At 64.3% G+C, this 18,273-nt stretch carries 15 protein-coding genes and 1 tRNA gene; 12 read left to right on the top strand and 4 right to left on the bottom strand.

Annotated elements, in window-relative coordinates:
• Positions 1-423: 423 nt before the first annotated feature.
• The 3 genes from FK268_RS24380 to FK268_RS22895 all read left to right on the top strand — a co-directional run bounded on the left by FK268_RS24380 (position 424) and on the right by FK268_RS22895 (position 1,744).
• A complete protein-coding gene (locus FK268_RS24380) occupies positions 424-585 on the top strand; it encodes a hypothetical protein (RefSeq protein ID WP_158636206.1) in 162 nt (53 codons plus the stop codon).
• Positions 585-1,490, top strand: coding sequence for an SDH family Clp fold serine proteinase (locus FK268_RS22900; protein WP_146437751.1), 906 nt, complete (start codon positions 585-587; stop codon positions 1,488-1,490). The genes FK268_RS24380 and FK268_RS22900 overlap by 1 nt, the downstream gene beginning before the upstream one ends.
• Positions 1,491-1,669: 179 nt before the next feature.
• A tRNA-OTHER gene (locus FK268_RS22895) sits at positions 1,670-1,744 on the top strand.
• Here the strand turns inward: FK268_RS22895 and FK268_RS22890 are convergent.
• The 3 genes from FK268_RS22890 to FK268_RS22880 form a co-directional block, all read right to left on the bottom strand.
• Positions 1,732-2,181: a helix-turn-helix domain-containing protein gene (locus FK268_RS22890; protein WP_078343402.1), complete on the bottom strand. Its 450-nt coding sequence runs from the start codon at positions 2,179-2,181 to the stop codon at positions 1,732-1,734. The two genes, FK268_RS22895 and FK268_RS22890, sit on opposite strands and share 13 nt — an antisense overlap.
• 203 nt (positions 2,182-2,384) lie before the next feature.
• Positions 2,385-3,622 (bottom strand): IS3 family transposase gene (locus FK268_RS22885; RefSeq protein ID WP_109475879.1). Its coding sequence is split into 2 segments (ribosomal slippage): positions 2,385-3,331 and positions 3,331-3,622, totalling 1,239 coding nucleotides; the frame shifts between segments, so codons are not numbered across the junction.
• Between the two features lie 153 nt (positions 3,623-3,775).
• Positions 3,776-4,777: a helix-turn-helix transcriptional regulator gene (locus tag FK268_RS22880; RefSeq protein WP_043078250.1), complete on the bottom strand. Its 1,002-nt coding sequence runs from the start codon at positions 4,775-4,777 to the stop codon at positions 3,776-3,778.
• A gap of 118 nt (positions 4,778-4,895) precedes the next feature.
• Here FK268_RS22880 and FK268_RS22875 point away from each other — a divergent pair, with 118 nt between their 5' ends.
• The 9 genes from FK268_RS22875 to FK268_RS22835 all read left to right on the top strand — a co-directional run bounded on the left by FK268_RS22875 (position 4,896) and on the right by FK268_RS22835 (position 15,265).
• The gene (locus FK268_RS22875) at positions 4,896-5,216 is read left to right on the top strand and encodes a 2Fe-2S iron-sulfur cluster-binding protein (RefSeq protein ID WP_043078249.1); all 321 of its coding nucleotides are present in this window, start codon (positions 4,896-4,898) and stop codon (positions 5,214-5,216) included.
• 24 nt (positions 5,217-5,240) lie between these two features.
• Positions 5,241-6,629, top strand: coding sequence for a cytochrome P450 (locus FK268_RS22870; protein WP_054173132.1), 1,389 nt, complete (start codon positions 5,241-5,243; stop codon positions 6,627-6,629).
• The gene (locus FK268_RS22865) at positions 6,626-7,828 is read left to right on the top strand and encodes an NAD(P)/FAD-dependent oxidoreductase (protein ID WP_043078172.1); all 1,203 of its coding nucleotides are present in this window, start codon (positions 6,626-6,628) and stop codon (positions 7,826-7,828) included. Before FK268_RS22870 ends, FK268_RS22865 begins: the two co-directional genes overlap by 4 nt.
• A gap of 74 nt (positions 7,829-7,902) precedes the next feature.
• Positions 7,903-9,363 (top strand): cytochrome P450, encoded by a 1,461-nt coding sequence (locus FK268_RS22860; RefSeq protein ID WP_043078171.1) that lies wholly within the window; start codon positions 7,903-7,905, stop codon positions 9,361-9,363.
• Positions 9,360-10,085, top strand: a complete 726-nt coding sequence (locus tag FK268_RS22855; protein ID WP_043078170.1) for a transglutaminase-like domain-containing protein — start codon at positions 9,360-9,362, stop codon at positions 10,083-10,085. The genes FK268_RS22860 and FK268_RS22855 overlap by 4 nt, the downstream gene beginning before the upstream one ends.
• The gene (locus tag FK268_RS22850) at positions 10,082-11,611 is read left to right on the top strand and encodes an aldehyde dehydrogenase family protein (protein WP_043078169.1); all 1,530 of its coding nucleotides are present in this window, start codon (positions 10,082-10,084) and stop codon (positions 11,609-11,611) included. The genes FK268_RS22855 and FK268_RS22850 overlap by 4 nt, the downstream gene beginning before the upstream one ends.
• The gene (locus FK268_RS22845) at positions 11,608-12,444 is read left to right on the top strand and encodes an SDR family oxidoreductase (protein ID WP_043078168.1); all 837 of its coding nucleotides are present in this window, start codon (positions 11,608-11,610) and stop codon (positions 12,442-12,444) included. The genes FK268_RS22850 and FK268_RS22845 overlap by 4 nt, the downstream gene beginning before the upstream one ends.
• A gap of 49 nt (positions 12,445-12,493) precedes the next feature.
• The gene (locus FK268_RS22840) at positions 12,494-13,561 is read left to right on the top strand and encodes a BtrH N-terminal domain-containing protein (protein WP_043078167.1); all 1,068 of its coding nucleotides are present in this window, start codon (positions 12,494-12,496) and stop codon (positions 13,559-13,561) included.
• 72 nt (positions 13,562-13,633) lie between these two features.
• Positions 13,634-15,265, top strand: a complete 1,632-nt coding sequence (locus FK268_RS22835) for a long-chain fatty acid--CoA ligase (RefSeq protein ID WP_043078166.1) — start codon at positions 13,634-13,636, stop codon at positions 15,263-15,265.
• A gap of 1,960 nt (positions 15,266-17,225) precedes the next feature.
• On the opposite strand, the gene FK268_RS22830 is transcribed toward FK268_RS22835, so the two are convergent.
• Entirely contained in the window at positions 17,226-17,921 is a 696-nt protein-coding gene (locus tag FK268_RS22830) for a hypothetical protein (RefSeq protein ID WP_146437750.1), read from the bottom strand.
• Positions 17,922-18,273 lie beyond the last annotated feature (352 nt).

The following is an 18,273-nucleotide window of genomic DNA, read 5'->3' as shown; positions in this document are numbered from 1 at the left end:
GGGCTTCCCCGCGTGCGCACACCAGCCACCACCCGAACGACCGCCCACAGCCCGTACGGCCCCACCACGGGGTGGCTCACCCCACCCCCACCCGAAATCTTCGAGGGGGCCAACGACCTGACTGGCCTGGTAGTCAGGGATCTTTTTTTACAGGGCGGCCAGAGCTACGGCGATTCCGTCCCTGACCTGCCGCTTTGGCGGCTCCGACAACATGGTTCCGGCCCCTTTTCCCGCCGCCGGGAAGATGATCGGCCGGCACTGTCCTGTCGCGTCCACGCGGCAGGTGTATCGCGCCCGACTCTGAGGAGCGCGACATCTCTCCGTGACTCTTGGTGAGTGTTGGTGACCCGTAGTGTTAGAGCGTCGGTTAGTATCGCGAGACGTGTCCAAGTTTGGATGCGGCTAGATGCAGGAGGGGCTGCGATGAACACGACTCGTTCCACCGGCGAAGAGATTCGAGGCGTCTTCGAGGCGCTCGGGCTCGCGAGTGACGATGATCGAGCCAGCTTTGCTGATCCGACGCCGCGGCACCGTCGGCGGCTGGACATCGTGGTGGGTTCGTCGTCAAACCCGTTCAAGCGGTAATGCCGACCTGGGGAAATGTTCAGGCCGAGATTCAATCCGCGCCGAACCAGTGGGACCTTGTACGCCGTAGGTACCTGAAGGATCTCCACGCCCTCACGGGCCGGAATGTCATTGTCTACTACTCGGGGTGGCTTCAGAAGTCGCATCTGCTTAGCGACGGGCTACCAGTAGGTGTAACGGACAACGACAAAGACGGGTTCATGGCCACTGTGCATGAACTCGACCGGTCGAAGGGGCTCGATCTATTCCTGCATACGCCAGGCGGTGATGTGGCGGCGACGGAGTCGCTGGTCGACTATCTTCGCGCAATGTTTGGGACCGATATCCGGGCCATCGTCCCGCAGCTGGCAATGTCCGCAGGAACAATGATCTCACTCGCCTGTCGCGAGGTAGTCATGGGCAAGCACTCAAGCCTCGGTCCCATTGATCCGCAGCTTGGTGGAACGCCGGCGCACGGGATTGTCGAAGAGTTCAAGCAGGCGAAACGGGAGATATCGGACGACCCCACCACTATTCCTGTGTGGCAGCCGATCATCGCAAAGTACAGTCCGACCCTGGTCGGTGAATGCGAGAAGGCGATCGACTGGGCCAACAAGATGGTCAAGAGCTGGCTGGTTAGCGGGATGTTTGAGGGACTCTCTGATGGGGCGGATCGCGCCGATAGTATCCTCGCTGAGCTCGCCGACCACTCGTTGACCCTTTCGCACTCGCGCCACATTTCGGCGGAGCGCGCGAGAGAGCTCGGAGTTGAGGTCGTGTCGCTCGAAGATGATCAGGAATTGCAGGAGGCGGTTCTCACGGTCCATCATGCGTGCGTCCAGACACTGACGGCTACGCCGGCTTTTAAGATCATCGAGAATCACAACGGGATTAGTTACATAGCTGGAGTGAACACGGTCTCCTGACCTGGCGCGCCCACGGGCACAGAACGGACACCAAGTCAGCCACCGGTCCGAAGTTGCCCGCTCGATGATCCTCACCATCTGAAGATGGTCCGCCTGCCCACATTCTGCCCACACTTGGTGCTGAAACAGGGTGGTACAGGGTGATACGAGCTGAACCATATTGCCTGTTCAGAGGCATAGGGGGCCTGTGAACTGCGGAGCCAATCGCCTTTGCAAGGCGAGGGTCAGGGGTTCGAATCCCCTAGCCTCCACCATGTGATGAGTCGCGACATGAGTCACGAGGAAGCCCCCGGCCATCGGCCGGGGGGGCTTTCTGCGTGTTGCGCCAGTAGGCCTTGTCGGGCTGGATGTCGTTTGATGCGATGACTTCGCCGGTGTCGAGGTGGATGACGGTGATGGTGTGGTCGTCGGCTACGGCGATGCCGCGTTTGCCGGCATGTTCGATTCCGATGCCGAGGTGACGCATCCTGCCGGCGTGGCGGAAGCTCATAGGTCGATGATCTTCTCGTGTACCGCTTCTGGTGTAGCTCGGTCGCCGGGAGCGCGGTTCGACGGCATTGAGGCCGTCGGTGCGGTAGCGGGCGAGCAGGCGGTGGAGCTGGCGGCGTGAGTAGCCGTACTGGCGGGCAGTGTCGGTGACCGAGAGCTGGTGGGAGACGACCTTCATCACTGCGACGCGTGCACGGGACATGCACGGTCACTCTCGCCTCCGCGGCAGGGGTGCGACGAATGTCCCGACTCATCAGCGACGTATCACCTGTGACAGATGTCGTGAACCCAGAAACCCTAGCCTCCACCATAGGGTCACTACTAGAACCCAGGGCTGAATGAACGACCTGGAGCAGGATCCCTTCTCCTCCCTTCATTCGGGCAGTGCCTGAAGTGCCCTGGGTTTCATTCCGGCCCGGTTGGTAGAGCCAGGGTGGGTCGGCTCTCGTACTTGTAGTGTGCCTCTGTTTCGACGGGGGTGCGATACCCGAGGGCTTCGGGCAGGCGTTCGTGGTTGAACCAGTGCACCCATTCCATTGTTGCGAGCTCGAGTTGCTCGACGGTTTTCCAGGGGCCGCGGCGGATCAGTTCGGCTTTGTAGGCGGCGTTGACGGCTTCGGCGAGGGCATTGTCGTAGCTGTCGCCGCGGGATCCGACCGAGGCGGTGATGCCGAGTTCGGCGAGCCGATCGGTGTAGATCACGCTGAGGTATTGGCTGCCGCGGTCGCTGTGGTGGATGAGGTCACGCAGGTCTGCGCCATCGGTCTGCCAGATCGCGTAGTTGAACGCTTCGAGGGGAAGATCGGCGGTCCGCATGGTCGGTGTGACGGCCCATCCGACGATCTTGCGGGTGCAGACGTCGGTGACGAACGCGGTGTAGGCCATCGATTGCCAGGTCCGGGTGTAAGTGATGTCGACGACCCACAACCGGTTCGGGGCGCTCGCGTGGAAGTGGCGTTCAACGAGATCGGCGGGGCGTTGTTGAGTGGGGTCGGGGTGGGTGGTGAACACCTTCCGTCCTCGCTGAACGCCTTGCAAACCAGCAGCTTTCATCAATCTCGCGGTTCTGTCGCGGCCGATGTCCCATCCGGTTCGGCGCATCGCGGCGTGCATCTTGCGTACCCCGTAGACGGAGAAGTTGTCCCGATGGATCCGCCGCAATTCGTCGATCAGTTCCCGGTCCATCAGAGCGCGATCGGATGGCGGCCGGGTCCTGGCGGCGCGGTAGCCGCGGGAGGTGAGAAACCCCGCATCCGTCGCACGCAGGGTGCGGCAGATGAGCTCGACCCCGAACCGATGCCGATACCGGTCGATGTATCGGATCATCGCTGGGCGGGACGGTCGAGCTCCGCGGCGAAAAACGCCGACGCCGTCTTCAAGATCTCATTCGCCCTGCGCAGCTCGGCGTTCTCGCGTTTGAGCCGGCGGATCTCCTCATCCCCGGCGGAGGTCACGCCCGTGCGCTGACCGGTGTCGATCTGACGTTTGCGCACCCAGCGGGTCAATCCCTGCTGACTGCAGCCGCGCTGGGCGGCGACCTTCTGGATCGCCCCGTACTCGGTCACCTGCGGGTTGTCCTCCCGCGCCTCGGCGACCATCCGGACACCCCGATCACGGAACTCCTGCGGATATTGACGTGGCATGGCTTCGATCCTCTCCGATAGAGGTCGGAACGGAACCCCGAACACTTCACCTAGTGTTGCGCTACACCCTTGGATCCACCGGTGCTAACAACGCCACTTACACCGAAAATCTGACACTCCCATTCACCGCGGACGGCCCGGGATGGCTCAGCGTTACGTGTGCCGGAACTCGCTCGGAGAGCGGCCGGTCCATCGCTTGAAAGCGTGTGAGAAGTTGGTGAGGTCGCTGTATCCGAGATCTGTGGCGATCTCGCTCACCGACATTGATTGGTCGAGTAGCTGCAGCATCGCGCGCTCGCGCAGGAATGACTGGTGCAACTCGCGAAAGGTGGTCCCCTCTTCGGCGAGGCGGCGCTTGAGCGTGCTGGCGGATATCGACAGCTCATGTGCGACCCAATGGCTACCTCGCTGTCCGGAATGCTGCTCCAACAGTCGTCTCACCTTCTCTGAGAACGACGTTGTTCTGCTCCGCTGGTCGAGAGTTCGTTGCAGATCGACGATGGCGAGTCGATAAGCGAGGGGATCGGAGAACCGGCAGACCTCGTTGAGCGTGTCTGCGGGGATATAGAGAAAGGACGTTGGAGCGTCAAAGCACAGGCGCCCGGCCAGCACGTCCTTATGGTGGGTCAGAGAGGTCGGCGCTGGCCAGCTCAGGTGGAGTGTGACCGTCGGCATGTCGCCGGCGAGCATGGCAAGCAGCCGCAGGAGCACTGACCCGCTGTAGGCAACGACCAGGCAGTCCAGGGCCAGGTCGCTTGTATGCGCGGTGAGCCCGACAGTGAGGCCGTGGTCACTCGGATGGAACTGTGGGCTGAGTGCTGTCGAGATCAACGGCAAGTAGGTGAGCAGCTCTACGATCTCGGCTACCGAGCCTGCGCTGACCAGCGGAAAACTCAACGGGCCGAAGGACGTCAATTGGGCCTGTTCAGCGAATGTGAAGCCGAGCAGGGTTGCCTGGTCGACGTCGAGTTCGGGGTAGACCTCCCGAAACCACCGGATCGGGGCCTGGACGTCATGCTGGATCAGCATCGCCTCGTTGGTTCCTTCGCGAGCCATGATGTTGCGAAGCCGCGCTGCAGCGTCTGAGTCGAGTGCTTGGCTCTCGAGCAGTTGCACGAACATGAGCGGAGGCACGCCCTCGTCATTGAGGTTCACCATAGTCCCTTTGAGCTGAATTCACAAGTTTCTGACTCCGTCGAACATGGTCGCAGCGCCCATCCTCGACAACACTTTGACCAAGTTCCCGCTGAGGACAACGTATCAGGAGTTGGCTATGGCATTTGTCACCTTTGTCTCCCACGACGGCGAGAAGCACGAAGCGCCCTTCGAGGAAGGGCAGTCGCTGATGCAGGTCGCGACCAACAACGCGGTCCCCGGAATCAACGGCGACTGTGGAGGCGAAGCCGCCTGTGGCACCTGTCATGTGATCGTCGATTCGCAATGGTCCGAGCAGGTCGGCCTCTCCGGATCCGATGAGGAGGAGATGCTCGCGATGAACCCAGAGCGCCAGCCGACCTCTCGGCTGTCCTGCCAGATGGTGGCCTGCGCGGAGTGGGACGGCTTGATCGTCCAACTACCCGAATTCCAGATGTGACGACGAGAGACAGAGTAAGACCTGATGAAGATTCCTGAAGTGATTACCACCAGAGTTCAGTCGACCATCCCGATGGATCTGCAGATCCGGGGCGCGCATCTGTATGACAAGACCCGGCGATGGGTGACCGGGACGAACGGAGAGAAGCTCTTCGTCGAGAGTCCTGTCCCGCCGGTCGAGGACGTCGAGCTCGCCGACATCGACCTCAGCAACCCTTTTCTCTATCGCCAGGGGCGCTGGCAGTCCTACTTCGAGCGCTTGCGCAACGAGGCGCCAGTCCACTATCAGCCCAACAGTTCGTTCGGTCCGTTCTGGTCTGTCACGCGGCATGCCGACATCGTGGCCGTGGACAAGAACCACGAGCTCTTCTCCGCCGAGCCGTTCATTGTCATCGGGGCCCCGCCTCGCTTCCTCGATATCGCGATGTTCATCGCGATGGATCCGCCACGGCATGACGCGCAGCGGGCCGCTGTCCAAGGCGTGGTCGCGCCGAAGAACCTGCGTGAGATGGAGGGGCTGATTCGATCGCGTGTGCAGGAGGTGCTGGACGACCTGCCTGTGGATCAGCCGTTCGACTGGGTGCAGAACGTCTCGATCGAGTTGACCGCTCGGATGCTCGCGACTCTCCTGGACTTTCCGTACGAGCAGCGTCGCAAGCTCGTCTACTGGTCAGACCTTGCGACCTCGCTGGAGCAGGCTAACGGCGGGCCCTCGGACAACGACGAGGTGTTCCCCGGCATGCGCGACATGGCGCGAGGTCTCAGCGCTCTCTGGCACGACAAGGCAGCCCGGACAGCGGCCGGGGAGGAACCTGGCTTCGATCTGATCACCATGTTGCAGAGCAACGAGAGCACCAAGGACCTGATCGACCGCCCGATGGAATTCTTGGGCAACCTTGTGTTGCTGATCGTCGGAGGCAACGACACGACCCGGAACTCGATGAGCGGCGGTGTTCTTGCGCTGAACCGCTTCCCCGATCAGTTCGAGAAGCTGAAGGCGAACCCCGACTTGATTCCCAACATGGGCTCGGAGATCATCCGGTGGCAAACCCCGCTGGCGTATATGCGCCGGGTCGCCAAGGCCGATACCATTCTGAACGGGCAATTCATCCGCAAGGGCGACAAGGTAGTGATGTGGTACGCCTCGGGCAACCGTGACGAGCGCGTGTTCGAACGGCCGGATGAGTTCATCATCGACCGGGCCAACGCCCGCAACCACATCTCGTTCGGCTTCGGCGTCCACCGCTGCATGGGCAACCGGCTGGCCGAGCTCCAGCTGCGGATCCTGTGGGAGGAGTTGCTTACCCGTTTCGACAACATCGAGGTCGTCGGGGAGCCAGAGTACGTGCAGTCCAATTTCGTCAGGGGGATCAGTAAAATGATGGTCCGCCTCACCCCGAAGTCCAGCGCATGACTTCGCAGCGGGCCCTCATCGTTGGGGCCGGCCATGCCGGGGTCCAGCTCGCGGCCAGTCTCCGCCAGGAAGGGTGGACCGGTGAGATCGTCCTCATCGGCGAGGAGTCGGCGCTGCCCTATCAACGCCCGCCGCTGTCGAAGGCTTACCTGGCGGGGAAGAGCACGCTCGACGAACTTGCGATCCGCAGCGCCGAATTCTACAGCAAGCAGGGAATCCAACTCCTGGACGCGACCGTGGAGGCGATCGACCGCTCGGCCGGTCACCTTGCACTGAGCGCCGGCGACACGCTGCCCTACGACAAGCTCGCGCTGTGCACTGGGGCCAGCCCTCGACGGCTTTCCATCCCGGGTGCCGACCTGGTCGGCGTCTACTACCTACGCACCGCTGCGGACGTCGAGATGATCCGAGAGGTCACCAGCCCCGGGTGCCGGGCCGTGATCGTCGGCGGCGGCTACATCGGACTGGAGACGGCCGCTTCGTTGCGTGCGCTGGGTCTGGAGGTCACAGTGCTTGAGGCGGCCGAGCGCGTCCTCGAACGGGTCACCGCTCCCGAGGTATCGGCGTTCTTCGAACGGATCCACCGGGAGGAGGGCGTGAACATCAGGACGGGCGCGCTGGTCGAGGCTCTGTCCGGTGACGGCAGGGTCCGCGAGGTATTCCTGTCAGGTGGCGAATCAATTCCCGCCGACCTCGTCATTGTCGGCATCGGCGTTGAGCCGAACACCGAGCTCGCCGCCGCCGCGGGTCTGGTCGTCGACAACGGCGTCGTGATCGACGACCAGGCCCGGACCAGTGACCCCGACATCGTGGCCGCCGGGGACTGCGCCAGCCACGACATGGCCCGTTACGGCCGTCGCATACGCCTGGAGTCCGTGCCGAGTGCGGGTGAGCAGGCCAAGGTGGCCGCCGCGACCTTCTGCGGCAAGCCCAAGATGATCGCGGCGCTTCCGTGGTTCTGGTCGGATCAATACGATCTCAAGCTCCAGATCGCCGGTCTCAACACCGAGTACGACGAAGTCGTCTGCAGCGGCGACCCGATCCGGGACCGCGCCTTCGCCTGCTTCTACCTCCGTGCCGGCGAGCTCATTGCTGCCGACTGCGTCAACCGGCCCCGGGACTTCGTGTTCAGCAAGCGGGTCATCGCGCAACGACTCCCCGTCGGCCGGGCCGAACTGGTGCTCGCCGGCTCGACCTGAACTGACTGGTCCCTGGGGTCGACGGCGGTAGGAAGACATCGAGTGCGGCCCCACATTTTCAGAAAGGAACGTCAGTGACGAATATCATCCAGCTCCCGCTGGCGAAGGGTCGTGAGCGGCTCTCATCGGTACTCCTGGCGCCGCTGCCGAGTCGAGTCGACGCGACCCTGCTTGGGGTCAGCGACCATTGGCCTGTGCGTGAGCTCACCCCGCCCCCGGCGGGGTCGGGCCTCGAGCCGGTCCGGGGGACCGCGGGCCTGCCTTTGCTCGGTCACACCCTGGACTACATCAGGTTCGGCTCCAACTTCACCCGGGCCAGGTACCAACGCTTCGGACCGGTCTGGTGGATGGGCGCCTTCGGTACGAGAATCGTGATGGTGGCCGGCGCGGATGCCACCCAGGAGGCGCTGACGACCAAGGCGAAGTCGTTCTCCCAGGACGGGTGGACCTATCTCATCGATGCCTTCTTTCACCGGGGCCTGATGCTGATGAGCTTCGACGAGCACAGGATGCATCGGCGGATCATGCAGGAAGCGTTCACCCGCGACCGGCTCGCCGGCTATGTCGACCAGCTCGGCCCGACGCTGGAGACCAGCATCCCCGGGTGGACAGCGGGCCGGTCCACGCGCATCTACCCACTGCTGAAGGCCTTGACTCTCGACGTCGCAACGGGGGTCTTCATGGCAGGTCGGGGCAGGAGCGAGGACATCGACGCCATCAACGACGCCTTCGTGGCCACCGTGCGCGCAGCCAGCTCGATCATCCATTTCCCGCTGCCCGGTACTCGGTGGCGCGCCGGAGTCCGTGGGCGCACGCTCCTGGAGAACTACTTCACCCGGCATCTGCCGACGGCTCGAAGTGGCCAGGGAGACGACCTCTTCACGGGGTTGTGCCATGCGCGCACGGCCGACGGTGAGGCGTTCAACGATGAGGACGTCGTCAACCACATGATCTTCTTGATGATGGCGGCCCACGACACCTCGACCATTACCACCACAGCTGCCGCCTACTTCCTCGCCAAGCACCCAGCCTGGCAGGAACGGGCTCGGGCCGAGTCCGACCGACTCGGTGAACGCCGCCCCGACATCGACGACCTGGACTCGCTGGCGACTCTCGACCTGGTGATCAAGGAGACGCTGCGCCTCGTAGCGCCCGTGCCGATCGTGATGCGCAAAACGATCGAGAACGTGGAGATTGCCGGACGCCACATCCCGGCGGACACCCTGGTGGCCGTGGCTCCTGCGGTGAACCACTTCGACGAGTCGTGCTGGACCGGCCCCGATACCTTCGACCCCGACCGTTTCAGCGAGCCGCGCCGGGAGGACCAGAATCACCGTTTCGGGTGGATCCCCTTCGGAGGAGGGGTGCACAAGTGCATTGGTCTGCACTTCGGCACTCTCGAGGTCAAGGCGATCCTGCACTACATGCTGCGCACGTACACCTGGTCGGTCCCGGACCAGTATGAAGTGAGATGGGACAACACTTCGCTCCCCATCCCTGTCGACGGGTTGCCGATCACCCTGGAGCGCAGATGAATCAGGCACCGGTGGCGTCGTTGGTGGCGACCGACTTCCTCGACATCGAACACGCGTCCGTCCGGGCATTCACCGCCGCCGCGATTGGGGATGCGAGCACCGACCGGGACAAGGCCAATCGCCTCTTCACCACCGTCCGTGACCAGATCTGGTACGACCCCTACACAGTGTCGGACGATCCCGCCCACTATCGAGCCAGCTTCGTCCTCGAGGCCGGGCGTGCCTATTGCGTCCCGAAGGCGGTGCTCTTGACCGCGGTGTGCCGTGCGGCAGGGATTCCGGCGCTGCTGGGCTTCGCTGATGTCCGCAATCACCTGCAGACCGAAGCGCTGCGAGCGCTCATGGGCGGCACAGACCTGTTCGTCTATCACGGTTACAGCCTTCTCTACATCGACGGCCGGTGGTTGAAGGCGACACCTGCGTTCAACACCGAGTTGTGTGCGCGTTTCAGTGTGCCGCCGGTGGAATTCGACGGCGATCGCGACGCCCTCCTGCACGCCTTCACCGCCGACGGAGCCCAGCATATGGAGTACGTCCGCGAGCGCGGCATCTTCGACGACCTGCCTTTGAACGCGATCCTGACCGAGCTTCGGCATACCTATGGACCGGTGATGTTCAAACGCGCTGACGTGATCGCTGACGCTTTCACCGACACACCCACCAGACGCACCCCACCCAACGGGCTCTCCCGCGGGTTCGACTCACTCCTGGAGGACCGATGAGCACGGCGACCACAGCGGACGCCTTGGCCGTGTGTAGCCCAGCCGACGGCCGGCGGATCGCAACCGTCCCCGTGGATGATCGTGAGACCGTGAACCGCATCGCGGCTGACCTCCGCCGCGCCCAGGCAGGGTGGGCCGAAGCTGGCCCGCGGCAACGCGCAAGATGGTTGCATCGCTGGCGGGACTGGATCCTGGCTCACACCGACGAGCTCACCGACCTGTTGCAAGCCGAAACGGGCAAAGTGCGCCCAGACGCTCTCGTGGAGACGACCGCGTCGTGCGAATTCATCACCTACTACGCCGACAATGCCGAGAGGTTTCTCGCTGGCGAGCAGGTCAGGCCCTCGAGTCTGTTGAGTCTGCCGAAGCGGCTGTCCAAGACCTACCACCCGTACCCTGTTGTCGGGCTCATCACGCCCTGGAACTTCCCGATCACCCTCTTCCTCATGGATGCAGCACCCGCGTTGGCTGCCGGGTGCGCGGTCCTGGCGAAGTCCTCGGAAGCGACGCCACTGACGTGTGCGCGGGTCGTCGAAGGCTGGCACGAGATCGGCGCCCCCCCGGTCCTGGCCCATGTTGTGGGTGCCGGCGAAGCGGGTGCGTCGGTGGTGGACGCAGCTGACTTCGTGCAGTTCACCGGCTCGACAGCCACCGGGCGCGCGGTCGCGATCCGCTGTGCCGAGCACCTGAAGCCGGTGAGCCTGGAGCTGGGCGGTAAGGATCCGGCGATAGTGCTGGAGGACGCCGACCTTGCTCGCGCGGTCGAGGGGATCGCGTGGGGCGGTCTGTTCAACGCAGGGCAGGTCTGCATCTCCGTTGAGCGGGTGTATGTGGTAGCTGAGATCTACGACGAGTTCGTGGCTCGGCTGACGCAAAGGGTGCGGTCCCTCGCCCACGGTGCAGCGGCAGGTGACGACGTGGGTGCGATGGTCACTGCGAGGCAGGTCGAGATCGCCGATCGCCACGTCAACGAGGCGGTGGCGGCGGGTGCACGGGTCTTGGTCGGCGGAACCCGGAGCGCGGCCGGGAACTACTACGCTCCTACCGTCCTGGTCGGCGTCGACCACACGATGACTTGCATGACCGAGGAGACCTTCGGACCCACGATCCCGGTGATGCTGGTCGCGGATGAAGACGAGGCCGTCCGCTTGGCCAACGACTCGGTGTACGGCCTGTCCGCGACGGTGTGGACCCGCGATCACGCTCGTGCGCAGCGCATCGCGAAACGCCTGGACGCGGGCGCTGTCAACATCAACGACGTCTTCAGTAACCTCTTCGCCACCACACTGCCGCACAGTGGATGGAAGGCATCAGGTATCGGTGCGCGGCTCGGCGGCGCCTATGGGCTGCACAAGTACTGCCGGGTCCAGGCGGTGACGGAGCCGCGGATCCCTGTCCTGACACGGGAACTCACGTGGTACCCGTACACCTCTCGGCGTGCGGCCATCGCCGAAAGAGTATTGCGCGCGGCAGCCGGCCGCGGCCTGTGGCAACGCCTCGGCCTGAACAAGGAGAACAGCAAGTGACGACGCACAACCCCCGCAATGCCGCCAAGACCGTGGCAATCACGGGCGGAGCCCGCGGTATCGGATACCAGACCGCGAAGGAGTTGATCCGACGAGGCCACCGCGTCGCTATTGGCGACGTCGACGAGGCCCGTGCAAAGGAGGCCGCCGTTGATCTCGGGGTGAAGGTCGTCGCCCACTTGGATGTCACCGACCCTGACTCGTTCCGCGATTTTCTCGACCTGGTCGAGGGGGACCTCGGCCCGCTCGACGTACTGATCAACAACGCGGGCATCATGCCCACCGGGCACGCCCACGAGGAAGACGACGCGGTAACCCGGCGGCAGGTCGAGATCAACGTCCTGGGAGTTGTCTTCGGCACCAAGCTCGCCCTTCAACGGATGCTGCCGCGGCGTGCTGGGCACATCATCAACACCGCATCACTGGCCGGTGAGCTCGCCGTACCCGGTCTGGCGACCTATTGCGGCACCAAGTTCGCGGTCATCGGATTCACCGAGGCAGCACGACAAGAATACCGCAAGTCCGGGGTCCAACTGTCCACGGTCCGGCCCACGTTCACCAACACCGAACTTGTCGCTGGGACGGCTGGGGCCAAGGGAATGCGCAACGCCGAGCCCGAGGAGATCGCCCGAGCGACAGCCGATTTGATCGAGAACCCGCGTCCCTTCGTGCGCGTCACCCGCCTCGCCGGCGGCATGGTCGCCGCGATGAAGTTCGTCCCCGGTTGGCTGGCCACCTGGCTCGGCTCGGCCCTGGGCTCGGACTCGGTGTTCCTGGACGACGTCGACATGAGGACCCGCCAGGCCTACCTGGACAGAATCCGGAACAACTGATCATGTCTTCGAACCCCGTCGTGCGCCCATCCACCGAAGAGGAACTCACATGCCCCGCAGGACCCTGATCGAGGACTACCCGCATCGGATGGGGGGGCATTGCGGTTCTGGTGCGATGCGGGATCTTCTGCACTGGCATGGTTTGGGGTGGGATGGACCGCCCGATGAAGGCCTCGTGTTCGCGCTCGGTGGCGCGCTAGGGCTGACCTACCTCCGGTCGAGCGACCTCGTTCCGCCGCTGTACCTGGTGGGACGAGGCGCCGACTTCGAAGTCGACCTACCTCGTCGGCTCGGCGGACAGGTCCACGTTCTCACCACCGATGATCCCCGCGAGGGGTGGCTGTGGGTTCTCGACGAGATTGACGCAGGCAGACCCAGCCTGGTGTGGGGCGACATCGGCGAGCTGCCGTACCTGCGGGTCCAGCTACGGATGAGTCGCCACGACATCGTGGTGATTGGCTATGATGAGGCCAAGGGGATTGCCGTTGTCGTAGACAATGACCGCGCCGAGGTGCAGGAGGTCCCGCTCGAAGCCCTGGCTCGGGCGCGGTCCTCGACGTCGTTCCCGCAACCGACGCGCCACTGCACGTATCGCATCACCTGGCCGGGCGCGCTGCCGGATGTGGCGGGAGTGGCGGCAGAGGCATTTCGCCAGTCCGCGGCCAGCATGCGGCGCCCGTCGCGGCCGGGGATTGTCGATCTCACGACAGCGGTGCCCGGGGCTGAGGGCTTAGCCGCGGTCGCGCAGCTGGCAGCCGACGTCCAGACCTGGGTCGACCTTCCGGCAGACGACCTCGAGATCCTCTTGTTCAGCCTGAGCGCTTTCATTGAGAAGGCAGGCACCGGTGGCGGGCTGTTTCGTCGATTGCTCGCCGATGGCTGCGCGGATGTCGCACGTCTGACCGGTGACCTTGCCACCGCAGACCTCGCCGTCGTCGCCAGCCGTTGCGCACAGGCATGGACCGACATTGCACGCGCCGGGATCCAGTGCGACGTTGATGTGCGAGCCCGCGCGGGCGGGATGGCCTTGGCGGCCAGCCGACTGCCAGAACTCGAGTTGGACCTGGTCGAGTCCTTGGAGTCTGCTTCAAGCTCGCTTTCGGCTGCAGATCGCTGACAGCCCACTCTCCCTGGACGCTCGATCCCGGATCGTGTCGGTTCGACGGCAACTCTCTCAATAAGGAATGTTATGCAGAGCACGATGATGACCGTCCCGTTGACAACTGCGGCGATTCTGCGCCACGGCTCGAGTGTGCATGGCTCGTCGACCGTGCGGACCTTACAGCCCGACGGGAGCATAAAGGTCGCCTCGTTCGCCGAGATCGGACGGCGGTCCGCCCAGTTGGCCAACGCGTTGCGCGGTTGTGGGATCACAGGCGATGAGCGTGTCGCGACCTTTATGTGGAACAACCAGGAACATGTGGAGGTCTATTGTGCGGTGCCCTCGATGGGCGCGGTATTGCACACTCTCAATCTACGCCTCGCCTCAGATCAACTCGTCTACGTAGGCAACCACGCCGAGGACCGGGTCGTGATTCTCGATGGAAGCCTGGTCCCGCTGCTGGCCCCCGTGCTGCCGCAGATCACCAGCGTGCACACCGTCGTCGTGACCGGCGGGGTAGACCTCACCCCGCTGCACCGTGACGGGCTCACAGTCGTGGGTTACGAGGAGTTCATCTCCGCCCAACCCGAGACGTTCGACTGGCCCGACCTCGATGAGCAGTCAGCAGCCGCCATGTGCTACACCTCTGGTACCACCGGAACCCCCAAAGGTGTCGCCTATAGCCACCGGTCGACCTACCTGCACTCGATGGCGGCCTGCGCCGCCGACGGACTGCGAGTCGGCTGTGACGACCGGATCCTCGCCATTGTGCCGATGTTCCATGCCAACGCCTGGGGACTGGTCTATGCCGCCCTCATGGCCGGTGCCGACCTGCTCATGCCTGACCGGTTCCTGCAGGCCGAGCCGCTGGTACGGCTCATCGATGCCCAGAAGCCAACCGTCGCAGGCGCGGTCCCGACAATCTGGAACGACGTGCTGAACTTCGTGGAGGCCAACCCCGATTACGACATTTCCTCTCTCGGCCTGGTTGCCTGCGGTGGCTCCGCCGTGCCCGTTCACCTGATGGAGGTCTTCGAGGAGAAGTACGGCGTGCAGGTCGTCCAGGCGTGGGGAATGACCGAGACCTCGCCGCTGGCCGCCGTCGCGCGTCCGCCGGCATCGCTCGACGCGCAGGAGCGGTGGCGCCTGCGAGCTACCCAGGGCCGTCCGGTTCCTGGTGTGGAGTTGCGGATTGTCGGCGACGCGGGCAATGCGCTCCCGCACGACGGAGAAGCCGTCGGTGAGCTGCAGGTGCGCGGACCTTGGATCACCGGCTCGTACATCGGCGGAGAGGATGACGGGGAGAAGTTTCAGGACGGTTGGTTGCGCACCGGCGACGTCGGTCGGATCGATGAACGGAGCTTCGTGACGCTGACCGACCGCACCAAGGACGTGATCAAGTCTGGTGGGGAGTGGATCTCCTCGGTCGAGCTCGAGCTGCTGCTCGCCGGACACCCCTATGTGCTCGAGGCATCTGTGATCGGGGTGCCGGACGAGAAGTGGCAGGAACGGCCTCTCGCGGTGATCGTCGTACGTGACGGTCGTGCGCCCACACCTGCTCATCTGCGTGACTTCCTCGTTGGCAAGGTCGCCAAATGGTGGTTGCCTGAGCGTTGGTGCTTTGTCGACGAGGTGCCCAAGACCTCGGTCGGCAAGTTCGACAAGAAGCGCCTGCGCTCCCTGTATGCTGACGGAGAGCTTGCCGTCATTGAAATCTAGGAATCTTCTCCTGCCGGAGATCTGGGAGGCAACTCCCGGCTCCGTGTTGGATCTGGCCCAAACTTTCTGTCGGCAGCACGTGAAGGATGGCCACCCTCGAACCCACAGCCGTCAGATGGTCCGGTTTGGGGGATCTGTCACGAAGTTGGTGATTCGGTAGGGTGAATTGGTCACTCGCTCAGAAGGATTCGTTTGCGCAGTGGGTCGCTCTTCTCGCGGCCGGGCATTCGGCGTTTGAGCATCTTGGTGCGGGGGACGTGGCCTGCGGCGGAGGCCTCGCACGAACGAGTGCAGCGCCAGCTGGTCGTCGACGTCGACTGTGGCCATCCACCGTTCGAGATCCCGACCGCGCCGCTCGCCCATGATCTCGGCGAACGCGCGGACGTGCCCGGCCAGCGCGGCCGGTCGCGGACTGAATGCCAGGATCGAATCCAGGCGCGGCCGGTGTCCGGCAGCGAGGGGTGTTGGGGTTGGTCATGATCCAGCTGATGACTTCGCGGACGATCGGTGGCTGGGCGGCGCGACCGGGAGGTGGGTGAGAGCGAGGAAAGGCTGCAGGTAGTCGCGCACCAACATCTCGCTGCCTTGGTAGCTGTGGGCCGTGATCTCCTCGAACGGCCACATTGTGTTGGGTACACGCCACATTCCACCGCCGATGCAGCTCGGGTTTGTATGCCTCGAGAATACGGACTCGGTACCCGAGGCAATTGTTGACCGGCAGTTCATCAGGCGCCTCGCGCGGGCAAAGCGGCGTGTGGTACCGCGAGACAGACCCAGCTCGCGGCTGATCGCAAGGATGTTAGTCCCCTCGGCCAGCACTGGGCGTGACCCGGCTCCCGAGTGGGTTTCGGCGGCAACCACAGCGGCATCAGGCCGGTCCTGTGGTTCGGGAGCGATGATCGCGGCGGGCAGGGCCGCCCGGTGGCGTGCCACGGCGCCATCGACCGCCCCGCCGCGATGTGCCAGATGTGCTACCGAGCGGCGACTTGCAGCGCGTCCGGTGCTCCGCCGCCGCGCCTTCTGCGTAAGCGCCGATGCGGTCACGATAGAAGATCTCAACGCCCGGATGGACCCGCAACCAGGCCGTAGGAGTGTGGCGGTCCCGTCTTCCAATACCTCGATCGGACGGTCGGTCTGCATGGCGGTCCGGAGTCGTCCCATAACGGTGCCCGCGACGGAAGACAAAGTCGTCCACGCCCAACACCCACGGAACCGGGTGTCAACGCTCCCTCGCCGAGGCGTACACCCGCGCCTTTCTCACGATCTCCGTCGTGATGGTCATCGTTGCCACCGCGTCGGTCGCCCTACCCAGAGTCGCACTGCGGAATGCGGCCCGATCAACGACGGCGATGTGACGTTCTGCGAACTCGAGACCGTGGAGCCCTGCTGTCGCCGCAGAGAGCAGACCGCAGGACTGACGCCAGCGTCACTCAGCGTCCCCGAGTTCGGTACCGGCCACCGACTCGTTGTCCAGACTCTCGGGAGCACGGGTGATGGTGTCAACGGCGGGTGAAAACTGATCAGCAGACGACGGCTGAACTGCTCAGTGTCGAAGGGACTCGCGGGATCGTCGAACCAGACCAGTGACTGATCACCGACACGCGGCCACCGGGTCACCCCCGTGATCCGGTGCGCGATGCCGTCGTAGTCAAAGGCCCCCGAGGGGCTGGCGGGGCCGGGACGGCGCATGTAGGTCAGGGCGTCAAGATCCCACAAGTGCGTAGATCCCTGGGACGCGACCACCCACTTGCCGCGCATACCGCCCGCGAGCTCATCCACGTTCTCGGACGGTGGATCGTTGACGTCAGGGGGCTGCCGGACATCCGGCTCATCCGTCATGGGGACTCCTCGTATTCGGGGGCGGGCTCGCTGTCCCGAACGCTAGATGGTGTTCATCTGGTGCCCCTACCGGGCGTGCCCATGATTGGGCCGGGGGTTTCGCGTGCCGTCTTGGGCGGATCTACTCGGCGGGCTCGAGGACGCGAGGATGGATCAGTTCGATCCGCGGGACGTGGATGTCGGCGCCACCGAGGACCCGCACCCGGGGCCACTCGCCGTCGACCATCGTCAGGCCGACCTGGGCGGGGGTGAGGCCGTCCTCGGTGGGGATCAGGCACACCTCGCCGGGGCCGGCCTTGCATCCGGGACAACCGGTCTTGACCTCGATGGCGATTCGCGACTTCTCGAGCTCGAGCTTCTCGTCGTCGGTGGCGTGACGCCAGCACCCGAAACCTTCTTGGTGGCCGACTCCGGCCTGGTACAGCGGCCGCATCTGGCACGGTTTCCCGTTCGTCTTCGGCCGCAGGCACTTCTGCTTGAGGCTGCGGTCGAGGTCGTCCTTCTTTGCCTTGATCCGCTCGGCGTTGAGAGCCATCTGCGTCAGATAGTCGGCGGTGTTGTCGCCGGCCGCCTCGTACAGGGCGAACACCTGTCGCGGGGACTGGGGGCCTGTCCAGCGCCGGCTGTCCGCCCCGTACACGGCGACCGGCAGCTTGCGTGCGACGATGCCGATCGCGACCTCGATGTAGTGTGCCAGATCGGTGTGCGTGTTGCCCACCCGTTCTGGATGGATCGCGATGCCGTACTCGGTCTCGATCCGTGCGGCTTCGCGGTTGAAGCCGTCGACGGCGAGCTCCACCTGCCGCAATGCCGTCATCAGCGGTGTGTGATCCAGCGGTGCGGGTTCGGGCTTGTGGCGGGGGGTGCGGTTGCGATCTGATCTTCGTGACATTGGTGCAAGCGTGCCAGTAACCGGTTTGGAGGTTGCTCGACGGTGGCGCACTGCTTTGTAGGTGCGGTGTGCGAAATGCGCGCGCGAAATACCAGGGGCATCCCCTCGAACCCAAACGGACAGACCATGCCGGGCCGCTCATACCGCGGTGTGTGGCTATGTCAAGTTGATCTGGCCCCGGTAGGGCGGTTTCATTCGGCCCCACCTGAGTGGGGCCCTGAGCCGCTAGAGTCCGGGGTGTGGATGGGCGGCCGCGGGTGCGCAGTGTGGTTGCGCC

Origin of the sequence: Tsukamurella sputi (assembly GCF_007858445.1) — a bacterium.
In the GTDB taxonomy this organism is placed as follows: Bacteria; Actinomycetota; Actinomycetes; order Mycobacteriales; family Mycobacteriaceae; genus Tsukamurella; species Tsukamurella sputi.
This window is presented reverse-complemented; position numbering and strand designations above follow the sequence as displayed.